The sequence below is a fragment of the Mycetohabitans endofungorum genome, from assembly GCF_002927045.1.
Classification (GTDB): Bacteria; Pseudomonadota; Gammaproteobacteria; order Burkholderiales; family Burkholderiaceae; genus Mycetohabitans; species Mycetohabitans endofungorum.
This window is the reverse complement of record NZ_PRDW01000008.1, coordinates 24,024-40,041: the sequence shown is the minus strand read 5'-3', so window position 1 is coordinate 40,041 and position 16,018 is coordinate 24,024. Positions and strand designations below refer to the sequence as shown.

Sequence of the window (16,018 nt, the reverse complement as noted above, 5' to 3'; positions counted from 1 at the left end):
CGCCCCATCGGCCAACGATGTCCCGCTTCCACTGGCGAGGCATCGGCGCCGACGGCCGCCGCCGTCGCGGTACGCTCGTGGCGCTCGACGCGCGTTCGGCACTCGAGCGTATTCGGCGCGACAGGATTGTCGCGGTCGAGCTCATCGAGGTCCGCGCACGGTGGAGTCCACGCGTACGCTACGCTGACCTGACGCGCGCCACGCGACACCTGGCCATGCTGCTGCACAGTGGACTGTCGCTGCAACCCGCGTTGGCGCTGGTGGCGCAGCACGCGGGCACGCCGCTGCGACACCTATTCGAGACAGTGCTGCGAGACATCACAGAAGGCAGTACGCTGTCTATGGCGCTGCAACGCCATAGCCGTGTGTTTCCGGCCGCGTACTGGCGGCTCGTCGAGCTGGCGGAACACACCGGCTCGCTCGATACGATCCTCACCCAACTGGCGGACACCCGGGACCGCGTGGCCGCACAACGTGCGCGGCTGCGCAACGCGCTATGGTATCCGACGCTGACCCTCGCGCTGGCACTGGGCCTGTGCGCGTTACTGCTAGCCTGGGTGGTACCAACATTCGAACGGGTGTTCGCCGGATTCGGCTCGCCGTTGCCAAGGCCCACGCGGATCGTGGTCGCGCTGTCCCGGCAGATGCTGGCGCACGGTCCGGCGATGGTTGCGGCGGGGGGCCTCGGGTTTGCGTGCGGCATGCTGGCCTGGCAACGCGCGCCACGGTTTCGCCTGCGCCTGCACGCACTGCTGTTGCGTGCGCCGCTCGTGGGCCCCATCGTGCAGCGCGTGGCCATCGCGCGCTGGAGCTATGCGCTGGGCCGGGTTCTCGATGCCGGCATCGCCCTGGCCGACGGGTTCGACGCCGTGGACGGCATCAGCGGCAATGCCGCGATGGACGCCGCGACACGCGACATCGCGGCACAAGTGCGCGTCGGCGCAAGCCTGGCCGATGCCATGCGTGCCAGCACCTGCTTTCCGCCCGACGTCGTGGCCACGATCGCACTTGCCGAACAAGCCGGCACGCTCGGCACGACGCTGGCCGACATCGGCGCTTGGAATGACCGGCTCGTGGCGGAACGAATCGGCCTGCTCGCACAACTGGCCGAACCGCTTATCATTGTCGGGCCCGGCGCGCTGATTGCCGCGCTCGTGGTCGCCATGTATCTGCCCATTATCGAAATGGGCAACGTAATGTGATTTCAATCAGGTAGCATCGCGTACCGTCCCTCGCTGGCCACCGACATGCATTCGTTTTCTGTCATCGCCCTACACGGCCCCGGCCACTGGATCGCCGGCTTCGCCGACGCCTTCTCGATGCTGCCGGTTGCTTGGCAGTACGCTTTCGCCTGCGCGCTCGGATTGGTCATCGGCAGTTTCCTGACTGTCGTCATACACCGCGTGCCGCTGATGCTCGAACACGCATGGCAGCAAGAGCTGGCCGACTACGCACAGCAAAATGCCCAGCATGCGTTGAGCGCAGGAGGCGATGAACACGATGCCGTGTCAAATCCGGCGCCCGAGCGAAGGCCCGGTCCGTTGTCGCAGACCGATTGGCTACGGCGCTATAACCTATGGGTGCCGCGCTCGGCATGTACTGCATGCGGACATACGCTGCGCTTGTACGAGAACATTCCGTTGCTCAGTTTTGTTGCATTGCGCGGCCGATGCTCGGCATGCGGTACGCGGATCCGTTGGCGCTATCCGTTGATCGAGTCCGCCTGTGCACTGTTCGCGGCACTCTCGCTCGCGGCGTTCGGCCCCACGCTCACGGCGCTTACCGCCTTTGCGTTCTGCGCCGCGCTGCTCGCGATGAGCGCCATCGATCTGGAAACTAAGCTACTGCCCGATTCGCTGACGTTGCCGCTGCTCTGGGCGGGGCTGCTGATCAATCTACATGCGGTATTCGCGCCGCTGGACGCAGCCGTGATCGGTGCGGCGGCCGGGTATGTGTCATTGTGGGCCGTCTACTGGCTGTTCAAGCTCGTGCGCGGCGCGGAGGGTATCGGCTACGGCGACTTCAAGTTGTTTGCCGCCATTGGCGCATGGTTCGGCTGGAGCCCACTGTTGCAGGTGATACTGGTCGCTTCGGTGTGTGGCTCGATCATCGGCCTTGGCGCCACGCTCGCCAAGCGGATGCGCCTGGAGGAGCCGTTGCCGTTTGGTCCGTTTCTGGCGGGAGCAGCAGTGCTCACGCTGTTCGGCGGCACGCCGCTCTATCGGCTGCTCGGAGGTTGACGATGTTCAAAGTTGGACTCACGGGCGGGATCGGCAGTGGCAAAACAACGGTCGCCAATGCTTTCGCCGCCTATGGCGTGCCGATCGTGGACACCGATCTCATCGCGCATCGCGTCACCGCGCCCGGCGGCGCGGCAATACCCGGCATCCGGGCGCAGTTCGGTGCCACCTTCATCACGGCGGAAGGCGCACTAGACCGCGCGCGGATGCGCGAGTTGGTGTTCAGCAACGCGCAAGCGAAGCAACGGCTCGAAGCGATCGTGCACCCGCTGATCCGCATCGAGACGGACCGCGAAATGCAAGCGGCGAGTGGCCCATACGTGATCTGTGTCGTGCCGTTGTTAGTTGAGGCGGGCCATTGGCGCGAACGTGTCGATCGCGTGCTGGTAGTGGATTGTGCGGTGCAGACGCAGGTTGAGCGCGTCATGCGGCGCAATGGCTTCACGCGCAAACAGGTGCAAGCCATCATGGCACGTCAGACCACGCGGCAGACACGGCTCGCGGCCGCAGACGACATCCTCGTCAATGAGGCGGGCACCATCGAGCCGCTCCTGCCGGAAATTGCATTGCTGCATCAGCGCTATTTGTCCTTAGCGAGCGATAGTGCGCCGTCGTGAATCGGCGTGCGCCGATGGTATGCGATGCAGCACGACTTTCGTAGCGATTGCTAGGGGGATTCGAGCGCATTAGAATGGGCGCAAATTGCCGCCCCTGTCCGGCATTTCCAAAGTGAAAGGCACCTACGCTTGATTCTCTACGAGTATCCGTTCAATGAGCGCATTCGAACGCTGTTGCGCCTCGAAGATCTGTTCGACCGCTTTACGTTCTTCCTGGCGCAAGAAGACCCGAGAGAACACCACGTCGCCCTGACCACACTGTTCGAGATCGCTGAAGTAACAAGCCGCAGCGACTTGAAGTCGGATCTGATGAAGGAGCTCGATCGCCAACGCCAGGCCTTGGCATCCTTTCGCGGCAGTCCCGGGATCGAACAGAACACGCTCGAGACAGTCCTCGCGGAAATCGAGCAAACGCTGGCCGGCCTTGCACAGATGCAAGGAAAAACGGGGCAGCATCTGGCCGACAATGAATGGCTGGCCAGCATCCGCAGCCGGGCCATCATTCCCGGCGGAACTTGCCGCTTCGATCTGCCATCGTATTACGCATGGCAGCGCTGCACTGCGCAGCAGCGCCGCGCGGATATCGTGAAATGGGCAATGCCATTGGTGCCGCTACGCGACGCGGCAGCGATTGTATTGCGTCTTGCTCGCGAATCGGGGCAGGCCGCAAAGGTCATGGCGATGCAGGGCAGCTATCAGCAAATGTTGTCGGGGCGGACCTATCAATTGATGCAAGTGCGTGTGGCGCCGGACCTGCGGGTCATTCCCGAGGCCAGCGCCAACAAGTATATGTTGTGGGTGCGCTTCACCGCGCAGGATGGTGACATGCGGCCGCGCACTATCGACGTCGACGTGCCATTCCAACTGACGCTGTGCAGCCTGTAAGCCGAATAATCAAACTTTTACCGATATGACGACCGTCGTTAACTGCCCGACTTGCGGCAAAAAGGTCGAATGGAAGCCAGAAAGCCGGTTCCGTCCTTTTTGTTCCGCGCGCTGCAAGCAAATCGATCTCGGCGCGTGGGCAACCGGGAAATACACGATCGGCGGCGATGACCGCCCGACCGACGAGGCGCATGGCGACCCGCAGAAACTGGGCGGGCTCAACTGAGGTTCAACCCCGTTCAGCGCTGAGCCAGTCGATCACCGGCAACGCCGCCGGCAGCAGCGGCGCAACCTGAACCGGTGGCACCTGCCAGACAAACGCCTGCCCTTCTCGACCGCTCGGCTCACCGCTCCAGCGAGTCACCTTGCAGAAGAACAACCGCACGTAAGCGTGCGGGTAGTCATGTTCGAGGACCCGCCAGCGCACGCAGTCGGCAATCGTCACGCCGAGTTCCTCATGCAACTCGCGCGCCAATGCGTCCTCGACGCTTTCGCCCGGCTCCAGCTTGCCGCCCGGAAATTCCCAGTAGCCCTCGTACGGCTTGCCGGCGGGCCGCTGCGCAAGCAGGAAACGCCCATCCTCGTGCAGCATCACGCCGACGGCCACTTCGGTGATCCGGCGCCCATCAGCAGTATGCGTGGCGGCGTGCGCCTGCGACACGTCGTGCCGCGCGACCGTATCCGGCGTCATGGTCGGGCGCCCCGCGGTCATTGTGCCTTCTGCCGCCGGCCGGACCAGTCCCGGGCAAACTGCCACGCAACCCGGCCCGAACGCGAGCCGCGTTCCAGCGCCCAGACCAGCGCGTCGCCCCGCGCGGCATCGATCTCAGCGTCACTGCACGCAAAATGCCTGAGCCAATGCGCGACGATCGCCAGATAGTCATCCTGCTTGAACGGATAGAAGCTGACCCACAGCCCGAAGCGCTCGGACAGCGAGATCTTCTCCTCGACCACTTCGCCCGGATGGATCTCGCCATCCGCCGCGTGCCGGTAGGTCTCATTGTCGCGCATGTACTCGGGCAGCAAATGACGACGATTCGACGTCGCGTAGATCAGCACGTTGTCGGACTGAGCCGCAATCGAGCCGTCCAGAGCCACCTTCAGCGCCTTGTAGCCAGATTCGCCTTCCTCGAACGACAGGTCATCGCAAAACACAACGAACCGCTCAGGGCGCGAGGCGATCTGCTCGACGATGTCGCCCAGATCGTGCAGCTCGTCCTTGTCAACTTCGATCAGACGCAGGCCTTCGGGCGCGAACTGGTTCAGGCAGGCCTTGACCAGCGACGACTTGCCGGTGCCGCGCGCGCCCGTCAGTAGCACGTTGTTCGCCGGCAAGCGCCGCACGAACTGACGGGTGTTCTGCTCGATCAGTGCCTTTTGCCGGTCAATGTTCTGCAAGTCGGACAACTGGATCGTCGGCGGATGGGCGACCGGCTGCAAAAACCCCCGCCCCTGCCGCGAGCGCCATCGGAACGCAATGGCCGCATCCCAGTCGGTGGCCGGCGCGGCCGGCGGCAACACGGCCTCTAGGCGTTCGAGCAGCGCCTCGGCGCGCGTCAGGAATTGTTCAAGCTTGTCCATCGCAATCGATCTCCAGCGGTACGGTCATGTCCCGCAGTGTGGGTCAGGAGCGGTAATCGGCGTTGATGGACACGTAGTCGTGCGACAGGTCGCAGGTCCAGAGGGTCGCCTGGGCATCGCCGCGCGCCAAACACACGCGAATCGTGATTTCGCTTTGCTTCATCACGCGCTGGCCATCCTCCTCGCGATAGTCGGGATGGCGGCCGCCAGCCTTGGCCACCAGCACGTCGTCCAAGTACAGCTCGATCCGGTTCACATCCAGGTCAGCAATGCCAGCGTAGCCGATCGCCGCCAGGATCCGGCCCAGGTTTGGGTCGGATGCATAGAAAGCAGTCTTGACCAGCGGCGAGTGGCCGATCGCATAGGCCACCTGCCTGCACTCGTCGACACTGCGGCCCGCCTCAACGCGCACCGTCATGAATTTCGTCGCCCCTTCGCCGTCGCGCACAATCAACTGCGCAAGGGTCTGCGCGAGCTGCATCAACGCGTCGCGCAACGCGCGGTATGCGGCACTTTGCGTGGACGTGATCGTCGGCAGCGTCGAGCGGGCGGACGCCACGACAATGAACGAGTCATTCGTCGACGTATCGCCATCCACGGTGATGCAGTTGAACGATTGGTCAGCCACGTCCTTGACCAGTGCGTCCAACACGGGCTGGGTGATCGCCGCGTCGGTCGCCACGAACCCTAGCATCGTGGCCATGTTCGGCTTAATCATCCCGGCGCCCTTGCTGATCCCGGTCAGCGTGACCGTATGGCCGTCGATGTCGAGCTGCCGCGAGGCGGCCTTGGGCAGCGTATCGGTCGTCATGATCGCCTGCGCGGCTTCGTACCAGTGCGCCGGCGCGAGTTGCGCAACGGCTTGCGGCAATCCCGCCTTGAGCCGCTCAATCGGTAGCGGCTCAAGGATCACACCGGTGGAGAACGGCAGCACCTGCTGCGCGTCGATGCGCAGCAGCCGCGCCAATTCCGCACAACTGTCACGGGCATGCGCCAAACCCAACTCGCCGGTCCCGGCGTTCGCATTGCCGGTATTGACGAGCAGCGCCCGAATCGGCGCGGCGCCGTCACGCGCCAACGCGAGATGTTCACGACACACGGTGACCGGCGCGGCGCAAAAGCGGTTCATGGTAAACACGCCGGACACCGTTGCGCCGTCATCGACGGCGATCACCAGTACATCCTTGCGATTCGGTTTGCGCAGATTGGCTTCGGCCCAGCCGAGCGTGACGCCGGGCACGGGATGAAGCGAAGCGGGATCGATCGAGGGGAAATTGACGGCCATGATTGCAAGCGCTGGTCAGAGAAAAAGCCGCCCGCGGGCGCGGCGGGCGGCATCGGACAGGAACGGGGCCACCCCGCCGGCGGAGCACATCACGCGAGCCGACCGTGGCACTGCTTGTACTTCTTGCCGCTGCCGCACGGGCACGGATCGTTGCGGCCGACCTTCGGGTACAGGTTGTCGCGCACGGCCACCGACGACTGGCCGGCGGTGAAGTCCGGTGACAGTTCGGAGGTCGCATGGGTTGCGAGCGCCGCCGGCGACACGCGCGACGGCGCATCGGCAAACGCGCCCTCGACACCGCCATCGGCGGCCTGTGCAAAGTCGGCGTGTCGAAACTCAACGTTCGCCAAATAGCCCGCCTGCTCTTCGTATTGCTCGGCCGCCGCCTCGAGTTGCTCCGGTGTCTGGATCTGCACGTTCATCACAATGCGCGTGACCTCGTGCTTGACCGCGTCCAGCATCGCGGCAAACAGCTCGAATGCCTCGCGCTTGTATTCCTGCTTTGGATTTTTCTGCGCATAGCCGCGCAGGTGAATGCCCTGGCGCAAATGCTCGAGCGCGGCCAGGTGCTCGCGCCAACGCGAGTCCAGCGTCTGCAGCATCGCCGAGCGCTCGAAGCCGCTGAACGCGTCGCGGCCGACCTGCGCGACTTTGGCCTCGTACGCTTCGTCACCCGCCGCGATCACCGCGTCGAGCACCTCGTCGGCTTCGATCGTGTCCGCCTCGTTCACCATCTCTTGCAACGCGAGATCAAGCTGCCACTCGTTGCGCAACGCTTCCTCGAGCGCCGGCACATCCCACTGCTCCTCGATGCTGCCGGCCGGCACATAGGTGCGCACCACCTCAGTGAGCACGCCATGCCGCATCGCGCCGATCGTCTCGTGGATATCCTGCGCCTCCAACAACTCGTTGCGCTGCTGGTAGATCACCTTGCGCTGGTCATTGGCGACGTCGTCATACTCGAGCAATTGCTTGCGGATATCGAAGTTACGGGCCTCGACCTTGCGTTGCGCCGATTCGATCGAGCGCGTCACGATGCCGGCCTCGATCGCCTCGCCTTCCGGCATCTTCAGCCGGTCCATGATCGCGCGCACGCGGTCGCCGGCGAAGATGCGCAGCAATGGGTCCTCGAGCGACAGGTAGAAGCGCGATGAACCGGGATCGCCCTGGCGGCCCGCCCGCCCGCGCAACTGGTTGTCGATCCGGCGGGACTCGTGCCGCTCGGTGCCGATGATGTGCAGTCCACCGGCCGCCTTGACCTGCTCATGCAGCGTTTGCCATTCGTCGTGGATCTGCTGGATCCGACGTCGCTTCTCGTCGTCGCTGATCGACGCATCGACTTCGATCAGCGACGCCTGCTTGTCCGGGTTGCCGCCGAGCACGATGTCGGTGCCGCGGCCCGCCATGTTGGTCGCGATCGTGATGCGCTTCGGACGGCCGGCCTCGGCGACAATCGCCGCCTCCCGCGCGTGCTGCTTCGCGTTGAGTACCTCATGCGGCAGCCCGGCCTGCTTGAGCAAATGCGACAGCAGCTCGGAATTCTCGATCGACGTGGTACCGACCAGCACCGGCTGTGCGCGCTCGTAACAGTCGCGGATATCGCGGATCACCGCGTCATAGCGCTCCTTCGCGGTCTTGTAGATCTGGTCCTGACGATCCGTGCGCCTGGACGGCCGGTTGGTCGGGACCACGACGGTCTCGAGTCCATAGATCTCGTTGAACTCGTACGCCTCGGTGTCCGCCGTGCCGGTCATGCCGGCTAGCTTGGCGTACATCCGGAAGTAATTCTGGAACGTGATCGACGCCAGCGTCTGGTTCTCCGCCTGGATCTTCACATGCTCCTTCGCCTCGACAGCCTGGTGCAGGCCGTCTGACCAGCGCCGACCCGGCATCAGGCGTCCGGTGAACTCATCGACGATGATCACCTCGCCGTTCTGCACGACATAGTGCTGATCGCGGAAGAACAGTGTATGCGCGCGCAGCGCCGCATACACGTGATGCATCAGCGTGATGTTCTGCGGTGCATAGAGACTCTCGCCCTCGCCGATGAGGCCCCATTCGGCTAGCAGCCGCTCGGCCTTCTCGTGACCCGATTCAGTCAGGAATACCGAGCGCGCCTTCTCGTCCAGCGTGTAATCGCCCGGCTTCTCGACGCCGCTACCATCGGCCTTTTCCTCGCCAATTTGGCGCTCCAGCAACGGCGGCAACGCATTCATCCGCACATACAACTCGGTGTGGTCCTCGGCCTGCCCCGAGATAATCAGCGGCGTGCGTGCCTCGTCGATCAGAATCGAGTCAACCTCATCGACGATCGCGAAATTCAGCCCGCGCTGCACGCGCGCATCGGTCTCGTAGACCATGTTGTCGCGCAGGTAGTCAAAGCCGAATTCGTTGTTCGTACCATACGTGATGTCCGACGCGTAAGCTTGCTGCTTCTGGCTGTGCTCCATCTGCGACAGGTTAATGCCGACGGACAGGCCGAGGAAATTGTAGAGCCGGCCCATCCATTCCGCATCGCGCTGCGCGAGATAGTCGTTGACCGTCACCACATGCACGCCGCGCCCCGACAGCGCGTTCAGGTACGCCGCCAGCGTAGCCACCAGCGTCTTACCCTCGCCGGTGCGCATTTCGGCAATCTTGCCGTAGTGCAGCGCCATGCCACCGATCAGCTGTACGTCGAAGTGCCGCATCTTCAGCACGCGGCGGCTCGCCTCCCGACACACCGCGAATGCCTCCGGCAGCAGCCTGTCGAGCGACTCCCCGGCCGCCACGCGCTGCCTGAATTCGTCGGTTTTCGCGCGCAATTGCTCGTCCGTCAGCTTTTCGATCTGCGCCTCCAGCGCATTGATCGTCGCGACAGTCTTTTGATACTGTTTGATCAGCCGCTGGTTGCGACTGCCAAAAATCTTTTGCAGAAAACCGGTGGTCATCGGATCGGGATCTCGAGTCGACACGCGACGCCAGATCGGCGCGACTCTCGCACGACCCGTTGGCGAACGGCGGTTCGACGGCTGTGTCCAGTTGGATTCAAAGGCGCGATTTTATCATGCCGACTGTGTACTGCCTGCCTCAACGCGCGCTCGCGCGCGGTTGTCAACCCGTGCGGCCAGCCAGCGGCGCGATATCGTCGAAGCCGGCCACCAGCGGCTACAATGGTGTAATACGTCGATCCCCCGACGGCCGGCCGCGAGCCGCAAGTCCTCTGCACGAATGCCATGAACCGCTATTCGCCCTACCCGTTGCCGCGCAAGCCGTTCACGCCCCGGCCGCTCACCGAGTTGATGTCGTCTAGCGCCGAGTTGGCCGCGCTGCAAGCCGGCGTACGACAGGTAGCGGCGCTGGAAGCGGCGCTGCAAGCCGTGCTGCCCGGTTATCTGGCCAGTCATGTGCACGCCGGTCCGATTAAGGATCAGGCACTGACCCTTTTTGCAGCCCACAATGCGTTGGCCGCCCGGTTGCGTCATCTGGAGCCCACCGTGCTGGCTGAACTACAGCAGCGCGGTTTCGCACTGCGGGCAATCAAGATCCGCGTGCGCCCGCAGGCGCCGGCCGCTGCTGCACAGATCAAGCAAGCCCGGGTTTCAGCAGCCGGCGCCGATTGTCTTCGCGAATTGGCCGACGCATTGGAGCCTTCGCCGCTGCAGCAAGCCGTCGCCCGCATGGCGCAGCGGCATACGGGCCGCCGCCGCGCCTAGCGAGACTTCACGCGTACACCGCCTGCGGATCGTAGGCAAAGCCGCGCGGCGCCGCTTTCTGGTCGGCAAACGTGACGACCTCGTACGCGTCCTCGTGGGCGAGCAATTCGCGCAGTAGCGCATTGTTCAAGCCGTGACCGGACTTGTACGCGGTGTACGATGCCAGCAACGGGTGGCCGACCACGTACAGGTCGCCGATCGCGTCTAGCATCTTATGCTTGACGAACTCGTCGTCATAACGCAAGCCATCGTTGTTCAGCACGCGGTATTCGTCCAGCACGATCGCGTTGTCCATGCTGCCGCCTCGCGCCAGACCCAACTCGCGCATCATTTCGACTTCGTGTGCGAAGCCGAATGTACGAGCCCGCGCGATCGCGCGCACATAGGATGTGTCGGCGAAATCGACTTCTAGTTCCTGGCCGGTCTTGTCCACCGCTGGGTGGCGGAAGTCGATCGTGAACTTTAGCTTGAAACCGAAGTACGGCTCCAGCCGGGCAAACTTGTCCCCATCACGCACCTCGACCGGCCGCGTGACCTTGATGAACTGCTTGGCGGCAGCCTGCTCGTCGATCCCGGCCGACTGGAGCAGGAACACGAACGACGCTGCGCTACCGTCCATGATCGGGATTTCCTCGGCCGTCACGTCGACATACAGGTTATCGATCCCGAGCCCCGCGCAGGCCGACATCAGGTGCTCAACGGTCGATACCTTCGCGCCGTCCTTTTCCAGCACCGACGCAAGGCGCGTGTCGCCAATCGACATCGCGCTGGCCGGAATGTCGACCGGCACGGCCAAGTCGGTGCGACAGAACACGATTCCGGTATTGGCAGCAGCCGGACGCAGCGTCAACTCGACCTTGCGCCCGGAGTGCAGGCCGATGCCAACCGTCTTCACAATCGATTTGATGGTCCGCTGCTTCAACATCATCTTGACTCTTAATAGTTTATTTTAATCTTAGATCTTAAATCCATAGCCGTTAGTATACTCGACTTGAGAAATTCCCGCTTTTATCAACCTGTATGAAACTGTTTCCCGTTGTTACGGTTTCCGTGTTGAATGGATAACAAAGCGGCCCGATACCTGGAAGGAGGCGGTTCCCAGGCACCGGGCCGTGTAACAGCAGGGCGAAAAACGCTCGCGCACGCGTTGCCAGCACGCAACAGCAGCGGCTATCGCGCCAGATCTGCGCCGTCGGTGAACCACACGCCCTGCCCGGGGCGTGCTATCACTGCTGCGTTTGCACCTCTTCGTTGGCCAAGCGCCGCCGGTCGCGACCGGCGTCTATCATGCCACCGGAGCGCAACGTCGCATCCGCTGTTTCTTCAGCGGGCAGCAAGCGGGCGAGCATCTTGCGAGATGCCGAGCTTGCGTGTCCAGCCAGCGCGGTCCGCGTCGCTGTGACGCCTGCGTCGGGCGCGCTGATCAGTCGGCTTGCTTGCGCAGGAACGCCGGGATGTCGTACGTGTCCACGCCCTTTTCTTGCAATGCCTGCACGTGCGATGCGGCGGTTTCCCGCGAGCTGCGCCACACCGCCGGCGTATCCAGCGCGCCATAGTCGGTCGCGCTCGGCGCGGCAGCATAGCTGACCGGCTGCGCGGCGATCGGATGATTATCCGTGCCGGTGCGCAGCAGCGTCATCGGCGCCGCCTGCTGCTTCTTGGTGACGCGGCCAAGACCCGTCGCCACCACGGTGACCCGCAGCGCATCGCCCATCGCGTCGTCGTACACCGCGCCGAAAATCACCGTCGCATCGTCGGCCGCGTAGCTCTTAATCGTGTTCATCACCTCGCGGGTTTCCGACAGGCGCAGCGAGCGGCTCGACGTGATGTTGACCAGCACGCCTCGCGCGCCAGACAGGTCCACACCCTCGAGCAGCGGGCTGGCCACGGCTTGTTCGGCCGCCAGCCGCGCGCGGTCGACGCCGGCCACCGTCGCGGTGCCCATCATCGCCTTGCCCTGCTCGCCCATCACGGTCTTGACGTCCTCGAAGTCCACGTTCACGAGGCCATCGACATTGATGATCTCGGCAATGCCGGCCACCGCGTTATGCAACACGTCGTCCGCGCACTGAAAGCACTTATCCATCTCAGCGTCGTCGCCCATCACGTCGAACAGCTTGTCGTTAAGCACGACGATCAGCGAGTCGACATGCGATTCGAGTTCCTGCGAACCCGCTTCGGCAATCCGCATGCGCTTGCCGCCCTCGAACTCGAACGGCTTGCTAACGACACCTACCGTTAGGATGCCCATCTCCTTGGCAATTTGCGCGACCACAGGCGCGGCACCGGTACCGGTGCCGCCGCCCATGCCCGCTGTGATGAACACCATGTGCGCACCGCGCAGCGCATCGGCAATGCGCTCGCGAGCCTCCTCCGCGGCGGCGTGCCCCATGTCGGGTTTCGCCCCGGCACCCAAACCGGTCTTACCCAGTTGGATCACGGACGGTGCCTTGGACCGATTCAGCGCTTGAGCATCGGTATTCATCACGATGAAATCGACGCCCTGCACGCCGCGGTTGATCATGTGCTGGACGGCATTGCCGCCAGCGCCACCGACCCCGACGACCTTGATGATCGTGCCGTTGGTTTCGGTTTCCAGCATTTCGAATTCCATTAGTGCCTCCGTCAAGTATTAAGCGACTTCACTCGGCGTTACGCGGTGGCGGAATCGGGCAATTCCGTCACCGTGCACTGGCCGCCGCCGCCAGCGCGTTGCGAAACGACTTCAAAAATTGCCCAGGAACCAGTCCTTCATCCGGGCCCACACCTGCGTTGCGGAACCGGACTGCGTGGCGACCTTACGCCCGCGCATGCGCTGCGAACGCCCCTCCACCAGCAGCCCCATCGCGGTCGAATAGCGCGGGTTGCGCACCACGTCCGCCAGCCCGCCGGCATATTCCGGCACGCCGATACGCACCGGTTTGAGGAAGACGTCCTCGCCCAGTTCAACCATGCCGGCCATCATCGCCGCGCCACCGGTCAACACCACGCCGGAGCTAAGCAGCTCCTCGTAGCCGGACTCGCGCACGACTTGCTGGACCAGCGAAAACAGCTCCTCCACGCGCGGCTCAATCACCGCCGCCAGCGCCTGGCGAGACAGCACCCGCGGGCCGCGCTCGCCCAGCCCCGGCACCTCGATCATCTCGTCCGGATCGGCCAGCGCCTGCTTGGCGATCCCGTAGGTTACCTTGATATCTTCCGCGTCCGGCGTCGGCGTGCGCAGCGCCATCGCGATGTCGCTGGTGATCTGATCGCCCGCGATCGGGATTACTGCGGTATGGCGGATCGCACCCTCGCTGAAGATTGCGATGTCGGTAGTCCCGCCGCCGATGTCGACCAGTACAACACCGAGCTCCTTCTCGTCCTCGGTCAGCACGGCCAGGCTCGACGCGAGCGGCTGCAGGATCAGATCGTTGACCTCCAGCCCGCAGCGGCGCACGCATTTGACAATGTTCTGTGCGGCCGACACGGCGCCCGTCACGATGTGCACCTTCACCTCCAGCCGGATGCCGCTCATGCCAATCGGCTCGCGCACATCTTCCTGGCCGTCGATGATGAATTCCTGCGTCAGGATGTGCAGCACCTGCTGGTCGGTCGGAATATTGATCGCCTTCGCCGTCTCAATCACACGCGCGACGTCCGCCTGCGTGACCTCCTTGTCCTTGATCGCCACCATGCCGCTTGAATTGAAGCTACGGATATGGCTGCCGGCGATGCCGGTGAACACGTTGGTAATCTTGCAGTCGGCCATCAGTTCGGCTTCCTCGAGCGCGCGCTGGATCGACTGAACCGTCGCCTCGATATTAACGACCACCCCCTTCTTCAGACCCTTCGAGTCGCTTTGCCCGAGCCCAATCACTTCATAGTGGCCCTCGCCCTTTAACTCGGCGACAACGGCCACCACCTTCGACGTCCCGATGTCGAGGGCAACCAGCAGGTCCTTGTAGTCTTTGCTCATAGCGTGCTCAATTGCGAGTGTTGTCCGTTCATTGCGTCATGGACGCAGCTTCTTCGCCTTCGGGTCGTCGGGAATGAAGCGCATCCCTGCAGCACGGATCGCGAACCCGTTCGGGTACCGCAAATCCACATATTCGATGTCGTTGCCCCAGCGCTGCGTGACCATCGGCCAGGCAACCACGAGCCGCCGCGCACGGCTGGCCAGCATATCCTTGTTGCGTTCGCGCCCCAGCTCCACCTGCATGCCATTGGTCAGCTTGACGGTCCAGGCGTAGCGCGGCGACAACGTGACCTCCTCCGGCTTCACACCCAGCGGCTCGAACCATTTTTGGAAATCGTGGTATCGGGCCACGACGTCGCGCTCCGAGCCCATTGGGCCGACGAATACCGGCAGTTCGGCATCGGCCTCGGCCTGGTTGGCTGCGAAGACCTCGCCATCGACGCTGACGAACTGGTCGCTGCCCCACGTACCCAGGGGCTTGTACTCCTCGAGCGTGACCGCCAGCGCATTCGGCCACACGCGGCGCACGCTCGCGTGGCGCACCCACGGGATCTGCTCGAACGCGGCACGCGCGCCGTCCAGATCCACCGTGAAGAAATTGCCGTGCAGCTTGCCCAGCACGTTCGCGCACACCGTCGGCCGGTTGATGTGCTCGATATCGCCGTCGATCAGCAGCGTGCGCAACGCGAAGGTCGGCCGCTGCAGCAGCCACAGGCCGGCACCGGCGAGCACGATCACCAGCAGCGCGGCGTGCAGCGCGCTGGTGATCATGTTGAGCTGGCGCGGATTGTTCCACATGTCGGTAGCCGGGCGTCAATCCTTCAGCGTGAGCGCAAGCACGTTCACGACCAGTTCACTGTACGAGATGCCGACCGCACGCGCCGCCTTCGGCGGCAATGAGTGATCGGTCATGCCAGGCGAGGTGTTGACCTCCAGGAAATACGGGTTGCCATCGCTGTCGAGCATGAAGTCGGCGCGCCCCCAGCCGGCGCACGCGAGGACCTCGAACGCGCGACGCGCGAGCGCCGTCAGCCGCTGCTCGTCGGCATCGCTCAATCCGCACGGAATCAGGTACTGGGTATCGTCGGCAACGTATTTCGCGTGGTAATCGTAGAACTCGCCAGCCGGCACGATCCGAATCAGCGGCAACTGCAGCGAACCGGCGATGCATGCGGTGTATTCCCCCCCACCGTCGATGCTCTTCTCCACCAGCACGACCGGATCATGCTGCGCGGCCTGCGCCAGTGCATACGGCAGGTTGTCGGCCGCCTTGACCTTGATCACCGCGACGCTCGACCCTTCGGTAGCCGGCTTGACGAACAGCGGCAATCCGAGTTTCGCGACAATCTGCTGCGCTCGCGTGTCGTAGTCCTCGCCGCGCAGTACCGTGTCGAACGGCGGCGTCGGGATCCCGAGCTGCTGCCAAATCAATTTCGTGCGGAACTTGTCCATGCCCAGCGCCGAGCCGAGCACGCCCGGGCCAGTGTAGCGGATCCCGTAGAAATCGAGTGCGCCTTGGATCTGGCCGTTTTCACCATATCCGCCGTGCAACGCAATGAACGCGCGCACGAACCCTTCTTCCTTGAGCGCCGACAAGGGCCGCTCCTTCGGATCGAATAAGTGCGCGTCCACGCCGGCGTCGCGCAGCCCCTGGCAGACCAGCGGGCCGGACACGAGCGACACGTCGCGCTCAGACGACTCGCCGCCATAGAGCACCGCCACCTTGCCGAACGCCTTTGGATCGATCGCTCCCATCA

At 63.8% G+C, this 16,018-nt stretch carries 15 protein-coding genes; 6 read left to right on the top strand and 9 right to left on the bottom strand.

Annotated elements, in window-relative coordinates:
* The first annotated feature begins 17 nt into the window (after positions 1-17).
* From B0O95_RS09075 to B0O95_RS09055, 5 genes are all read left to right on the top strand, one after another.
* Entirely contained in the window at positions 18-1,202 is a 1,185-nt protein-coding gene (locus tag B0O95_RS09075; protein ID WP_158249478.1) for a type II secretion system F family protein, read from the top strand.
* A gap of 45 nt (positions 1,203-1,247) precedes the next feature.
* Complete coding sequence (locus tag B0O95_RS09070; RefSeq protein ID WP_104077620.1) at positions 1,248-2,240, top strand: prepilin peptidase; 993 nt, start codon at positions 1,248-1,250, stop codon at positions 2,238-2,240.
* Positions 2,241-2,242: 2 nt separating this feature from the next.
* Positions 2,243-2,857 carry a dephospho-CoA kinase gene (coaE, locus tag B0O95_RS09065; RefSeq protein WP_104077619.1) on the top strand — a complete coding sequence of 205 codons (615 nt, stop codon included), beginning with the start codon at positions 2,243-2,245 and terminating at the stop codon, positions 2,855-2,857.
* Positions 2,858-2,986: 129 nt separating this feature from the next.
* Positions 2,987-3,742: a cell division protein ZapD gene (gene zapD / locus B0O95_RS09060; RefSeq protein WP_104077618.1), complete on the top strand. Its 756-nt coding sequence runs from the start codon at positions 2,987-2,989 to the stop codon at positions 3,740-3,742.
* Between the two features lie 25 nt (positions 3,743-3,767).
* A complete protein-coding gene (locus tag B0O95_RS09055; RefSeq protein ID WP_104077617.1) occupies positions 3,768-3,968 on the top strand; it encodes a DNA gyrase inhibitor YacG in 201 nt (66 codons plus the stop codon).
* Positions 3,969-3,971: 3 nt separating this feature from the next.
* Here the strand turns inward: B0O95_RS09055 and B0O95_RS09050 are convergent, their stop codons facing one another.
* The 4 genes from B0O95_RS09050 to secA all read right to left on the bottom strand — a co-directional run bounded on the left by B0O95_RS09050 (position 3,972) and on the right by secA (position 9,538).
* A complete protein-coding gene (locus B0O95_RS09050) occupies positions 3,972-4,433 on the bottom strand; it encodes an NUDIX domain-containing protein (protein WP_304611017.1) in 462 nt (153 codons plus the stop codon).
* A 17-nt stretch (positions 4,434-4,450) separates the two neighbouring features.
* The gene (locus B0O95_RS09045; protein ID WP_104077616.1) at positions 4,451-5,323 is read right to left on the bottom strand and encodes an ATP-binding protein; all 873 of its coding nucleotides are present in this window, start codon (positions 5,321-5,323) and stop codon (positions 4,451-4,453) included.
* A gap of 43 nt (positions 5,324-5,366) precedes the next feature.
* Complete coding sequence (gene argJ / locus B0O95_RS09040) at positions 5,367-6,608, bottom strand: bifunctional glutamate N-acetyltransferase/amino-acid acetyltransferase ArgJ (protein ID WP_104077615.1); 1,242 nt, start codon at positions 6,606-6,608, stop codon at positions 5,367-5,369.
* Between the two features lie 89 nt (positions 6,609-6,697).
* Entirely contained in the window at positions 6,698-9,538 is a 2,841-nt protein-coding gene (gene secA / locus B0O95_RS09035; RefSeq protein WP_104077614.1) for a preprotein translocase subunit SecA, read from the bottom strand.
* 285 nt (positions 9,539-9,823) lie between these two features.
* Here secA and B0O95_RS09030 point away from each other — a divergent pair, with 285 nt between their 5' ends.
* The gene (locus B0O95_RS09030) at positions 9,824-10,303 is read left to right on the top strand and encodes a DciA family protein (RefSeq protein ID WP_104077613.1); all 480 of its coding nucleotides are present in this window, start codon (positions 9,824-9,826) and stop codon (positions 10,301-10,303) included.
* Positions 10,304-10,310: 7 nt separating this feature from the next.
* On the opposite strand, the gene lpxC is transcribed toward B0O95_RS09030, so the two are convergent.
* The 5 genes from lpxC to B0O95_RS09005 form a co-directional block, all read right to left on the bottom strand.
* Entirely contained in the window at positions 10,311-11,228 is a 918-nt protein-coding gene (gene lpxC, locus B0O95_RS09025) for a UDP-3-O-acyl-N-acetylglucosamine deacetylase (RefSeq protein WP_104077704.1), read from the bottom strand.
* Positions 11,229-11,726: 498 nt separating this feature from the next.
* Entirely contained in the window at positions 11,727-12,917 is a 1,191-nt protein-coding gene (gene ftsZ, locus B0O95_RS09020; protein WP_104077612.1) for a cell division protein FtsZ, read from the bottom strand.
* A 111-nt stretch (positions 12,918-13,028) separates the two neighbouring features.
* Positions 13,029-14,261 (bottom strand): cell division protein FtsA, encoded by a 1,233-nt coding sequence (gene ftsA / locus B0O95_RS09015; protein ID WP_104077611.1) that lies wholly within the window; start codon positions 14,259-14,261, stop codon positions 13,029-13,031.
* Between the two features lie 36 nt (positions 14,262-14,297).
* Positions 14,298-15,059, bottom strand: a complete 762-nt coding sequence (locus B0O95_RS09010) for a cell division protein FtsQ/DivIB (RefSeq protein WP_104077610.1) — start codon at positions 15,057-15,059, stop codon at positions 14,298-14,300.
* Positions 15,060-15,074: 15 nt separating this feature from the next.
* Positions 15,075-16,016, bottom strand: coding sequence for a D-alanine--D-alanine ligase (locus tag B0O95_RS09005; protein WP_104077609.1), 942 nt, complete (start codon positions 16,014-16,016; stop codon positions 15,075-15,077).
* Positions 16,017-16,018 lie beyond the last annotated feature (2 nt).